The sequence below is a fragment of the Mariniphaga sp. genome (genome assembly GCF_041687215.1).
In the GTDB taxonomy this organism is placed as follows: domain Bacteria; phylum Bacteroidota; class Bacteroidia; order Bacteroidales; family Prolixibacteraceae; genus Mariniphaga.
The window spans coordinates 1-12745 of the sequence record NZ_JAWLCI010000033.1 but is presented as its reverse complement, the minus strand read 5'-3'; the positions used below and the strand labels follow the sequence as shown (position 1 = coordinate 12745).

Annotated in this window: 10 protein-coding genes; 9 read left to right on the top strand and 1 reads right to left on the bottom strand. The window is 42.2% G+C overall.

Translation table 11 applies throughout. From position 1 onward, the window contains the following. Positions 1–62 precede the first annotated feature (62 nt). From ACESMA_RS12465 to ACESMA_RS12435, 7 genes are all read left to right on the top strand, one after another. Positions 63–1283 carry an aminotransferase class V-fold PLP-dependent enzyme gene (locus tag ACESMA_RS12465; RefSeq protein ID WP_372949159.1) on the top strand — a complete coding sequence of 407 codons (1221 nt, stop codon included), beginning with the start codon at positions 63–65 and terminating at the stop codon, positions 1281–1283. A gap of 1 nt (position 1284) precedes the next feature. Beyond that, on the top strand, positions 1285–2265 hold the full coding sequence (locus ACESMA_RS12460; protein WP_372949158.1) for a bile acid:sodium symporter family protein: 981 nt from the start codon (positions 1285–1287) through the stop codon (positions 2263–2265). Positions 2266–2358: 93 nt separating this feature from the next. Continuing rightward, positions 2359–2781: a SufE family protein gene (locus tag ACESMA_RS12455; RefSeq protein WP_372949157.1), complete on the top strand. Its 423-nt coding sequence runs from the start codon at positions 2359–2361 to the stop codon at positions 2779–2781. Between the two features lie 15 nt (positions 2782–2796). Beyond that, positions 2797–3102: a metal-sulfur cluster assembly factor gene (locus tag ACESMA_RS12450; protein WP_372949156.1), complete on the top strand. Its 306-nt coding sequence runs from the start codon at positions 2797–2799 to the stop codon at positions 3100–3102. 148 nt (positions 3103–3250) lie between these two features. Next, the gene (locus ACESMA_RS12445) at positions 3251–3991 is read left to right on the top strand and encodes a hypothetical protein (protein ID WP_372949155.1); all 741 of its coding nucleotides are present in this window, start codon (positions 3251–3253) and stop codon (positions 3989–3991) included. A 102-nt stretch (positions 3992–4093) separates the two neighbouring features. Continuing rightward, on the top strand, positions 4094–6148 hold the full coding sequence (locus ACESMA_RS12440; RefSeq protein ID WP_372949154.1) for a DUF2264 domain-containing protein: 2055 nt from the start codon (positions 4094–4096) through the stop codon (positions 6146–6148). Positions 6149–6335: 187 nt separating this feature from the next. After that, positions 6336–8732, top strand: coding sequence for a glycoside hydrolase family 127 protein (locus tag ACESMA_RS12435; RefSeq protein ID WP_372949153.1), 2397 nt, complete (start codon positions 6336–6338; stop codon positions 8730–8732). A gap of 173 nt (positions 8733–8905) precedes the next feature. Here ACESMA_RS12435 and ACESMA_RS12430 read toward each other — a convergent pair whose 3' ends face one another. Then, positions 8906–9292 (bottom strand): hypothetical protein, encoded by a 387-nt coding sequence (locus tag ACESMA_RS12430; RefSeq protein WP_372949152.1) that lies wholly within the window; start codon positions 9290–9292, stop codon positions 8906–8908. 310 nt (positions 9293–9602) lie between these two features. Between ACESMA_RS12430 and ACESMA_RS12425 the strand changes: the two genes are divergently transcribed. Then, positions 9603–11054 carry a TrkH family potassium uptake protein gene (locus tag ACESMA_RS12425; RefSeq protein WP_372949151.1) on the top strand — a complete coding sequence of 484 codons (1452 nt, stop codon included), beginning with the start codon at positions 9603–9605 and terminating at the stop codon, positions 11052–11054. 62 nt (positions 11055–11116) lie between these two features. After that, positions 11117–12649 carry an ATP-binding protein gene (locus ACESMA_RS12420; protein ID WP_372949150.1) on the top strand — a complete coding sequence of 511 codons (1533 nt, stop codon included), beginning with the start codon at positions 11117–11119 and terminating at the stop codon, positions 12647–12649. Positions 12650–12745: the final 96 nt, after the last annotated feature.

Below are 12745 nucleotides of genomic sequence, written 5' to 3'. Positions count from 1 at the left end.
ATTGCGGGTTTCTTTTTTTTGAAACGGTTTTTCTACCTTTATCACCTGTAAATATTTGGAAGATGAATTACGACGTCCACAAAATACGAAGTTATTTCCCGGTGCTGAAACAGGAAGTTTACGGCAAACCGCTCATTTATTTCGACAATGCGGCCTCTACTCAGAAACCCGTTCAGGTTTTGATGGCGCAGGAGCGATTGCAAAATGATTACTACGGAAACATTCACCGGGCAGCGCACTACATGGCCGACAAAGCCACGGTGGAATTTGAAGCGGTGCGCGACAAGGTGAAGGAATTCATTAACGCCGAAAGTCGGGAGGAAATCATTTTTACCAAAGGAACCACCGAAAGCGCCAACCTGGTGGCGGCATCGTTTGGCGAGCAATTCCTGAAACCCGGAAGCGAAATCATTGTTTCCGAAATGGAGCACCACTCCAACATTGTGCCCTGGCAACTAATTGCATTAGCAAAAGGAGCTAAAATTAAAAAACTGCCCATTTCGGAGTCGGGCGAGTTGCAAACCGGCCTGCTGACGGAACTCATTTCATCGAAAACCAAACTGATTGCCGTGGCCCACGTTTCCAACGTGTTGGGAACGATTAACCCGGTGGCACAAATCATTGAAACAGCACACAAACGAAATGTTCCGGTTTTTGTGGACGGAGCGCAGGCGGTGCAACACATTCCGGTGGATGTGCAGGCGCTGGATGCCGATTTCTATGCTTTTTCGGCCCACAAAATGTACGGTCCCAACGGCGTGGGCGTACTTTACGGGAAACGGAAATGGCTGGAACAGATGCCTCCCTACCAGGGTGGCGGAGAAATGATTGCCGAAGTTTCATTCGAAAAAACTACGTTCAGCGAAATACCTTTTAAGTTTGAAGCGGGAACGCCAAACATCACCGGAGTGATTGCTTTTGGCGCGGCCATCGATTTGCTCCGGGAAACCGGTTTGGAAAACATTTCGGCTTGGGAACAGGAGCTGCTTTCTTATGCCACTTCACAACTAAAAGAAATTGAAGGCTTACGCATTTACGGGGAGGCACCAAAAAAATCGGGAGTTATTTCGTTTAATATTGCCGGAATTCATCCGTATGATTTGGGCACCATGCTCGACAAAACGGGCGTTGCCGTGCGTACCGGTCACCATTGCGCCGACCCGCTGATGAAGCATTACGATATTCCCGGAACCGTGCGGGCATCGTTTGGCCTGTACAACACGAAAGAGGAAATCGACCGTTTTATGCAGGCGCTGAACAAAGTGGTGCAAATGTTGACTTAAGATGAAAAAATATATTCCAGACTGGTTTATTTCCGGCTTGTTCCTGATGATTTTAATTGCCTGGCTAAAACCCGGCATTGGCATGGATTTGCAACCGGTTCATTTGGGATTGGTTATTGACATTGGGGTTATTCTTATTTTTTTCTTTTACGGTTTGAAACTCGACCCGGCCAAACTGAAAGCCGGCATGAGCAACTGGAAAATGCACGTAGCCATTCAACTCACCACTTTCCTGTTGTTTCCGCTACTCATTTTGCCGTTTTATCCTTTGCTGGAAGGCACGAACCTCGAAATGTTCTGGATTGGAATGTTTTTTCTGGCTGCATTGCCATCCACGGTTTCATCATCGGTGGTCATGGTTTCCATTGCAGGCGGTAACATTCCCGGCGCCATTTTCAACGCAAGCATTTCAGGTATCATCGGCATTTTGATGACCCCGTTTTGGATGGGACTATTCCTGACGGGCGCTGAAGAGGGTTTCGACTTTTCGCATGTACTGGTTCAGCTTATCACCCAAATTATTGTACCTGTGGTTGCTGGCCTGTTGCTTCACCGGTATTTTGTGCGTTGGATAACCCGTCATCTGCCTAAACTGGCGGCATTCGATAAAATCATTATTTTGCTGATTGTTTACGAATCGTTCAGCCGTTCGTTCATGTCGGGAATCTTCACTTCGGTAAGCTGGCTGGCGTTGGGCGGGCTTTCTCTGGCCGTTGTTCTGCTCTTTTTTATTGTTTTGAATTTCACCGGATGGACAGCGAAAAAGTTGCATTTTACGCGCGAAGACCGCATCACACTCCAGTTTGCAGGCACCAAAAAATCGCTGGTGCATGGTTCGGTGTTTGCCAGTGTGTTGTTCGGTGGCATCAGCGGAGCCGGAATTTTCCTGTTGCCCATCATGATTTATCATAGTTACCAGTTGTTTTACATCAGCATCCTTGCACGGAAAATGGCCAAAAAAAAATTGAAAAGTCCGGCTTAAAACAAGGGTAACTTTTCTGCAATTTGAACATCAGAAATTTGTGTAGACACAAAAATTTCCGACATTTGTATCCTTAATTTCACTTTTGAAAAAATGACGATTGAAGAAGTTCAGCAAGAGATAATTGACGAGTTTTCAGTTTACGAAGACTGGATGGATAAATATGCCTATCTGATTGAGTTGGGAAACGAGCTGGAGCCGCTCGACCCGAAGGATAAAAACGACCAGAACCTGATAAAAGGATGCCAGTCGCGGGTTTGGCTGGTGGCCGAAAAGGAAAACGGGCAGATTCAATTCAGGGGAGAAAGCGATGCGGTAATTGTTAAAGGTTTGGTTGCGTTGCTGTTGCGGGTGGTTTCGGGAAGAAAACCAAAAGAAATTCTTGAAAACGAAATGCACTTTATAGATGACCTGGGATTGAAACAGCACCTTTCGCCCACAAGGGCTAACGGACTGCTTGCCATGGTAAAACAAATCAGGCTGTATGCTGTTGCTTATGACAGGTTGGAAAAATAAGAAGGAGGAATAGAAATGGACAAAAGAATAGACCAGATAATCGAAAACCTGAAAGAGGTTTACGACCCGGAGATACCGGTAAATGTATATGATTTGGGATTGATTTACAACGTGGATGTGGACGATAAAAACAACGCCAACATTGTGATGACGCTGACAGCACCCGGCTGCCCCGTGGTTGACATACTAATGGACGATATTACCCAGGCTGCCCGTGCTGTAGAAGGCATTGAAAACGTAAACGTTGACCTCACCTTCGACCCGCCCTGGGATAAATCGATGATGAGCGAAGAAGCCCGTTTGGAATTGGGGTTCTTCTAAACAAAATACATCAGACGAAAATTGACCTCTGAAAACCCCTGATTCGTTTTCTAAATGATTATGATTGGCAAAATGCCAGTTTTTGTTTTTGGCTTTATTTTCAACTTCGAAAATCAAATTCTTTTTAAATTTCGGGAAAATTGGTTTTATGCAACCGGAAAAGAAGCAGTTGGAAATTTTACTGATGCACTATTTCAGGGAATGTTATTCCGGTTTTCCGAGGGGGAAACTGGTTCCTTCTGAATCACCCGATTTTATTCTGACCCTGAAAAGCAGGAACAATCTGGGTATAGAACTTACCCGTTTAAATCCTTTGAATGCGAGGTTGCCAGACGAAATGGAACTTCTGAAAAACAGTACCAGGAAAAAAATAATTGAAACGGCCAGATTTCTGTTTGAAGAAAATTCCTCTTTGAAATTATTTGTAAAATTCCTTTTTTCAGAAAACAAACTTATACCGGAAGAGAGAGAACTTCCGGTTTCTGCACAATTGACAAACATTATTCGCAAGGCCGTTGCAGCCAAACACCCCAATTCATTTTTCAGAGAATCTTTTGAATCTGAGGTTTTGCCTGAAGGTCTTGACGCTCTTTTAATTGTACACCATCCTGAACTGCTGGTTTCTTTTTGGGAACGCTCCAACAATCTGGGCGTTTCCGATGATGTTGTGGCCGACATCAGAGAAGCGATTTACAAAAAGGATGAGAAATTGCGGCATTACCAAAAGCGGAGGTTAAACTATTACTGGCTGCTGATTAACACTGACCGCCTGCGAGGTATAAAAAGTTACAATCTTCCCAATAAAATTTTGAATCACAACTTTCAATCACGTTTTCAGCACGTTTTTTTATTCGATTTAATCAAGTCTGATGTATTTCAGCTTGTTTGAATCATCATCTTGCTAAAATAGTATAAGTTCTTGTTAATTCTTTATTAAACAAAATTGGGTTTCATTCGTAACCTTTGTAATTCCAAATTGAATTGTAAAGGCATGAAAAAAGCATTCGAAGTTGAAAATCCCGATTTTAATTTAAGTCCGTTAACCGGAATGACCCGGCAGCACTACATTGAAATGGCAAAATACCTGCTCGAAAGGGCTTTTACCCATATCAACTCGATAGAGGATCCGCTAACATTTCCACCCGTTCCAGGGAAAACCTACCCTCAACCCGACGATCCCGACTGGCGCTGGCGTTCGCTGGAATTTGAGGCGCTTGAACGGACGTTTACTTTAGCCGGGCCGCTAATTCACGTCGATCCGGAAGTGGAAATCAAAGGGATTAAACTGCGGGATTATTACAGTTTGCAGTTGTATAATGCACTAACTCGGGGCCATAAAAATTCGTTGCCCTTGCCCGAAGATTTACCCGATTCAACTTACCAGTTTACCTGCGAATTTGGTGGCCTGTTTAAGACGCTGCTGCTGATGCCCGAAACACTTTGGACAACCTATACTGAGGAACAAAAAAATGAAATGGTAGTTACCATCTCAAAATGGGCACACCACCGAACCACCCAAAATAACTGGCGGATTTTCAATATAGTCACACTTTCTTTTCTGAAAAAATATGGTTACGAAATTGATGATGAACTGCTGAAAAGCCATTTGCTGTGGGTGGCTTCCTACCACTCCGGTAATGGCTGGTACCTGGAGCAAACTTATAATTATTATTCCATTAGTTTGTTTATTGTTTACACCACTATTTGGTGCCGCACTTTTGGCGATGAATATTATCCTGAAATTGCAGAAATTATTGAACGATCGGCGAAAAAGCTGATGGAATCCATCACCAGTTTTTTTGGTCGCGACGGGTACATTAACATGTGGTCGCGAAGTATTTGCTACCGCACCTGGGTTTCGGGGGCATTCCCGGTTGCATTTATGCTAAAGGAAGACCCTTTAATCGACGCAGGTTTTGCACGACGCCTCTGTACCGGATCTTTATTGCAGTTTGTAACTCGCGAAGAGTTTTACCATAACGAAATCCCCAGTCTCGGTTTTTACGGGCAAAAGGAATACATGGTACAAAACTACAGTTGTCCGGCCAGTCCGTTTTTAATGTTTCTACCGTTTATTTGTCTGGCATTGCCAGAAGATTCGCCCTTTTGGACTGCCCGCGAAAACGAGGGATTCTGGGAAGAATTGGGTGAAAATTCAAAAACAACGGTGCTTAAACATCCCGGGCTGGTTCTGGCCAACCACGGAAAATCGGGAGCTTCGGAAATCATTCCGGGAAAAGTATATTACGACGATCCCAATTATTCCAAATTAATTTACAATACACATTTCCCCTGGGAAGATCACAATCCTGCAGGCGGAACGTCCATGGAATATAGTTTTAGAAGCTGGGATCCGCGTGATGTTCGGGGCGATGATATTAATTTTTATTTAACCGGGCTGAAAGTGGACAACAGCGCAGAAAAAAACCGGACTTTTTCCATCTCGCAGAGTATGGTTTTTAACGGAGTTAAAGATGGTGTGATTTACCGTCAGGCGATAATGCGTAAACCGCCGAATAACGGAGTGGGTTATATCATCGATTTGGCTGACATTATTATTCCGGGTGGTGTAATCCGGGTGGACCGCACCCGGCTGGCATTCGAGCACGAACTTACATTGGGTCACTTTGGATTGCCACACATCAAAGGCGAAAAAGCTGTGGTGAATCAATTTGCTGAAGGCAATAAAAAGGTTATAACAGCAGCCATTAAAGGGCGCCGGGTAGCGTTGATCAATTACACCGGTTGGGATGAGGTTGATTGTTTGGTTCATGAAAACCGTAATGCTGAAGCCGATGAAAGCACTGTGCTTTTTACCCGAAAAAAGCGGCTGGCAAAAAACCCCGCCATGGAAATTATGATTACGGTAATGTTGCACAAAACCGACAATTCGAAGTGGACACCCGAAGAACTTTCACCAATTAAAAATTTTGAAATAATGGAAGTTACGCCGGTTTTTTCTACAATGGGAGCAAAAATTACGCTGGCTGATGGGAAAATTTATGAAGTTTATTTTGAAGAAATAGATGGAAATCGCAGGTGCTGAATCAAGCTGAATTTTTCAATACTGATTTTCAGTGAATTTTAAATATAATTGAAATATTGGATTTTTGTGTTTCTTAGTAATTTTGTGCTTTGGTAGCATTTTTCCTTTTGCCACAAATACACCAAGACACTAAACTTCACAAAGATTAATTTATTAATTTTGATTGCGATTTCAAAAATGAAAAACCATGCGAAACCTTCTTCTGCTTTCAATTTTTGCCTTGTTTCTTTTCTCTTGTAAAAGAAAAGGAACCAACGAATACCTCATTTCTCCTGTGCCTTTTACAAAGGTGACAGTTGACGACGATTTCTGGTCGAAACGCATAAAAACCAACCACGATGTAACCATTCCCATCGCCATCCAGAAAAGCGATGAAACCGGACGTATCGATAATTTTGCCATTGCCGGCGGATTACAGGAAGGCGTTTTTTGTTCGCCTTTCCCGTTTGATGATTCTGATATTTACAAAATTATTGAAGGGGCAGCTTACTCGTTGCAAATGTTTCCTGATCCAAAACTCGAAAAAACCATCGACTCGCTCATTTATCTTATCGGCGAAGCGCAGGAAGATGACGGGTACTTGTTTACCAACCGCACCATTATGGGCGACAGCGGGCATGCGTGGATTGGGACTGAGCGTTGGGAAAATGTGGATGATTTAAGCCACGAACTTTATAACCTGGGTCATTTTTACGAAGCGGCCACCGCGTACTACCAGGCCACCGGGAAACGCAAAATTCTGGATATTGCTATAAAAAGCGCCGATTTGGTTGACCGTGATTTTGGTTACGGTAAAATTGAAAACTGGCCCGGGCATCAGGAAATTGAAATTGGCCTGGCAAAACTTTACAGGGTAACCGGAGAAAAAAAATACCTCGATCTGGCTAAATTTTTTCTCGATATCCGCGGAAAAGGTATTGGAGAAAAAAATACCTACAATCAGTCGCACCTGCCGGTTGTTGAACAAACCGAAGCAGTGGGGCACTCGGTCCGTGCAGCTTACATGTGGACCGGCATGGCCGATGTGGCAGCGCTTAACGGAGACCAGGCTTACATCGAAGCCATTTCAAAAATATGGGAAGATGTGGTTTACAAAAAACTTTACATAACAGGAGGAATTGGAGCTGAGGGCGGCCACGAAGGATTTGGCGGATCGTATGAATTGCCCAACGAAAAAGCGTATTGCGAAACCTGCGCTGCCATCGCCAACGTGTTCTGGAACCACCGGATGTTTTTGATGACCGGCGATGCCAAATACATCGACGTTTTGGAACGTTCGCTTTACAACAATGTGCTGTCGGGAGTTTCACTCAGTGGCGACCGGTTTTTTTATCCCAATCCGCTACAATCAAATGGGCAACACGAACGTAGCGAGTGGTTCGGGTGCGCCTGCTGCCCGTCGAATATTTCGCGGTTTATTCCGTCTATGCCCAATTACATTTACGCTCAAAAGGAAAACGATTTGTATGTTAACCTTTTTGTTTCGGGTTCAACCACATTCGAAACGACGAAAGGTAACATTAAACTGACGCAGGAAAGCAACATGCCATGGAATGGCCATATCTCCATTACTATTGAGCCGGAAAAGGAAACCAAAGCTAATTTGTATGTTCGTATTCCGGGTTGGGCTGCTGAAAATCCGGTTCCGGGCGATTTGTATGAGTTTATGAATAAACCGTCTGCTTTGCCAATATTTAAAATTAATGGTGCCGAAATTTCTACTGAGATCAAAAACGGGTACGTAGTTCTTTCCAGAAGTTGGGAGCCGGGAGATAAAGTTGAGGTAAATTTTCCCTATGAAATACGAAAAATTAAGGCACATCCCAACATTGAAGACGACCGTGAGAAAATGGCGTTGCAACTTGGTCCGCTGGTGTATTGTGCCGAATGGCCCGATTACGAAGATCCCTATATTTTCGATTTGTTTTTGGTCGAAAATGAAAACCTTTCATTCGGATATTCTCCCGGAAAACTGGATGGAATGAACGTAATTTCAGGCCATGCATCTGTTCTTAGAAAAGGTGAAGGACCAGACAGGGGAGAGGTTTATCCGCGTAATTTCACTGCCATTCCATACTATGCCTGGGCTCACCGCGGAAAAGGCCAGATGATGGTGTGGATACCCGTTTCTGAAGAAGCCACCCGGCAAAAACCTGTGCCAACCATAGCTTCTGAAAGTCATATTGAAGCTTCGCATGTAACCAATGCCCTGCAGGGAATTAACGATCAGCTTCTGCCCAAAAATTCGGCTGATAAAAGCCATACGGTTTATCACTGGTGGCCGGCTACCGGAGAAAATCACTGGATTGTTTACAATTTTGCACAACCTGCAAGGGTTTCTGAGTGTGGCATGTATTGGCTGAAAGATATTCCCAACGGAGGTTGCGATTTGCCTGAGTGGTACAAACTGTATTACAGAAGCGGGCAAAACTGGGTGGAAGTGGATGCTGAAACACCTTATCCGATGATGGAAGACGAGTTGAACCGGATTGTTTTTGCACCCGTTACCACCAATGCGTTAAAACTGGAGGTTCAGCTCTCGGATGAATATTCCGCCGGATTGCATGAATGGACAGTGAAATAACTGAAAATCTCAATTTATTTCATAAAAAAAGGGTAACCCGGGGGCCACCCTTTTGTTGGTAACCGGCAACAGCCGGTTTAATTGCGGGGCACTGGAATACAAGTTACGGAAAATTGTTTTACAAAAGAATAGGTAATATTACTGGGTTTTTACACCGGTTTTTTCAACTTTGGTTATTGCAGCAAGCTTACAACAAACCAAATAGAAATATTGATGATAATGGCAATTGCTCCCTGGTTATCCAGTTTTATTAACCGGCCATCCCAAAATAAAATGAATATTACAGTGGAAAGAATTGCTGAGATTTGAATGAGTTTGAGCGTCCAAACTTCGTTTGTTATGTAAGCGATTCCAGAAATTGCAAATGCCGCTGCAACCAGAATGCACATCAAAGAGGCAATAGTTCTGATTGTATCTGTTCCCATGAATTTTGCCAAAACCCAGGAGTTATCCGGCCATTCAAAACCAGGGCGAAGCTCGAAAATTCTTTTACTGTGTGCAAAATAAAAGAGGTGAACCAATCCGTGGAGCATGATAAAAATTCCAATAATTACTTTCATAACCAAATTTTATAACCTTCAATAAAGTACGCAATATTAGTTGAAATTCAGATAATTGAATGTGAGATATTTTCACATTAACCAGTGAGGGATTTAACTTTAGTTGTTGTTTTTTTTAAATATCCAGAATGAAATGTTCCAGATTTTGCCAGACTTGCATCAGATTAGGCGAATATTAAACAACTTCTGCGTTAGTAGCAATTACAGGAATCTTTATAAAATCTTTATGCTCCTCATCCCTTTTTTTATGCAGTGTTTATGAAATCGACACCAACTTTGTCTGAGAATTTTATTTGACAAAAAATGCGAAATGAGCCAGGTTCTTAATTTCAGGCAAATATTTAAAATACTAAGCAGAATTTCATTTATTGTAACAGTTTCGCTATTGTTATCTGCGGGTATTGCTTTTGTTTTCTCTGAAAATGCCAAACCTTTTTTATATACTTCTTTTATAACAGCATTAGTGGGTGTTGTTTTGTTTTTTTTATTCAAAGAAAAAAGCGATGATGATTCGATTCATCGAAAAGATGCTTTTTTTTCGGTTTCCCTGGCATGGTTTTATATAAGTCTTACAGGCAGTTTGCCATATATTATTTCAGGAGGTATCCCCTGGTTTGTGGATGCCTTTTTCGAATCTGTTTCCGGTTTTACAACAACCGGTTCGTCCATTTTAACTGATATTGAAGTTCTGCCCAAATCCATTTTGTTTTGGCGTAGTTTAACCCATTGGATTGGCGGGATAGGTATTATTGTATTGTTTATTGTGGTTATGCCTTCATTGCACGAAGGCGGCTATCAGTTGTTTACGCTTGAGTCTTCGTTTCAGGATAAAATTCAACCCCGGATAAAATCGGTTGGTCAGCGTTTGCTGTTCATTTACATTTTCCTAACTGCCACAGAAACAGTGTTGTTGCTTGCAGGAGGTATGAATCTGTTTGAAAGTGTTTGCCATGCTTTAGGAACAATAGCCACCGGAGGATTTTCGCCCAAAAACACAAGCATTGGAGGATATTCTCCATTTATTCAGTATGTTGTGATGGTTTTTATGCTGTTGTCAGGAATGAATTTTATCATTCATTATTATTTACTGAAAAGGGAATTCAAAAAAGTAAAGGAAAACGAGGAGGTAAAATTTTATCTTCTGATAACATTATTTATCGGTGCAGTAATTACCGTTGTTTTATATACCAAAACCGGAATCAGTTTTGAAAAGTCATTCAGGGATTCGTTTTTTCAGGTTATTTCCATTGTAACCTGCACAGGTTATGCCACTGCCGATTATTTACAATGGCCGGTTTTTGGGTGGTTAATTATTTTCTTTGCCATGTTTCTGGGAGGAAGTACCGGTTCTACTGCCGGAGGGATAAAAATGGCGCGTCATCTGCTTTTTATCAAAAATCTGGGCAGGTTTTTTAAAGAATCTTTTTACCCCAGAGCAGTATTTCCAATAAAACTAAATGGAAATAAATTGAGCGAAACGACAAACAAAACCATTTTAACTTATTTTTCAACCTACCTGATAGTATTTCTGGCAGGAACAATTATTTTATGCTTAACAGGTTTGGATGGAAAAACAGCTGCAAGTTCTGCTGCCACTGCCATGGCCGGAATTGGCCCGGGTATTGGCACGGTCGGGCCTGCTTCCAACTTTGCACATTTGTCTGATGTGGCGAAGCTTACCATGTCAGTGCTTATGATTTTGGGAAGATTGGAAATTTATACTGTGCTGATTTTATTTACAAGAAATTTTTGGAGGGAATAACCATTTCATTGCTGCTATAATTACATTTGAAGGATGATTACCCGGTTAAAAGACAGGAAGAAATGAAATTAAAAACAGATATTTTAAAATCCCAAAAAATTAATCACTATGTGCTTGCGGTAGTAATTACCGGAGGAACAGCACTGATTTGCACTCCTCTGGCCAATACTCAAAATTACCATGTGGTTTCATTTATTCTGCTTTTTATTGTTTCAATTCTGGCTACTTTCATGGGAACGGGCCCGGTATTGCTGGCCTCTACCCTGAGTGCCATTTTCTGGAACTTCTTTTTTATTCCTCCTCAATTCACTTTTCATATTGAAAAAACAGAGGATATCCTGATTTTTGGCCTCTTTTTTATCATTGCCCTGGTTAACGGGGTATTAACCACAAGAGTGCGGAACCAGGAAAAACTGGTGCGCGATAGGGAAAAACGAACCAATGCCCTGTTTCAGCTAACCAAAGAACTTTCGAAAGCCAGCGGTATGGAAGAAGTGTTGAAGGTAGCCATCCGGGAAATTAAAAACAACTTTCAGGTTGATTCATTTTTTATTCTTCAGGATGGAGAAAACAAGCTGAATAATGCCGGGCGGTTACAGAAATATAAAAAACTTATTCCTGCAGAATACAACGTTGCTGAGTGGGTTTTCAACCATTCGCAAAAAGCGGGTGCTTTTACCACAAACTCTATGGGAATTGATTTAACCATTTTCCCGCTTACCGGTACCCGCATAAGTCCGGGTGTGGTTGTTGTAAAACTGAATGAAGCATTTGCGGGTGACCAAAAAACCTACTGGGATACTTTTTTGGTTCAGATTTCCAACGCACTTGAACGTGAATTTTTGGGTGAAATGGCCCAACGGGTAAGGTTTTTAGATGAATCGGACAGGTTGTACAAAACTTTGTTCAATTCCATTTCACACGAATTAAGAATTCCGGTTGCCACAATAATGGGCGCTTCCGATTCCATTATAAATTCCTCCGATTCGGAAAATATGCAATCGGCTTTGTGCACCGAGATTTTTACAGCTTCGCTCCGGCTTAACCGGTTAATTGAAAATTTACTGAATATTTCACGGCTCGAAAGCGGGCATATTTCAGCCAGGTTAGACTGGTACGACATAAACGACCTGGTAAATAAAGTGGCCGACGACCTGAAGGAAGAGCTGAAACCATTTGCACTGAAAATTAATGTACAGCATGATATGCCTCTGGTGAAAATTGATTTTGGCCTGATGGAACAGGTGCTGTACAATCTGTTAATAAATTCTACACAGTATGCGCCTCCTACTTCAGAAATAACTCTTTCTGTTGGTTTTGCCGGCGGAATGATGAGAATGGAAGTTACTGACAACGGACCCGGATTTCCTGAAAATGAGCTTAAAAATGTATTTAAAAAGTTTTTCCGGGTTGATGAAAGTAAAACCGGCGGTTTAGGCCTGGGGTTGTCCATAGCCAAAGGTTTTGTGGAAGCGCATGGAGGCAGTATTGCCATTGAAAACCGACAATCCGGGGGTGCCCGGTTTGTAATAAATATTCCAACTGAAATTCCCGATATTAAAAACCTACAGGAACAAGACGATGAAAGACAATGAAACAATTTTGGTCATTGATGACGAAAAGCAGATTCGCAGGTTACTCGAAATAACATTATCTGCAAATGGCTATAAAGTTATTCTTTCTGCCAACGG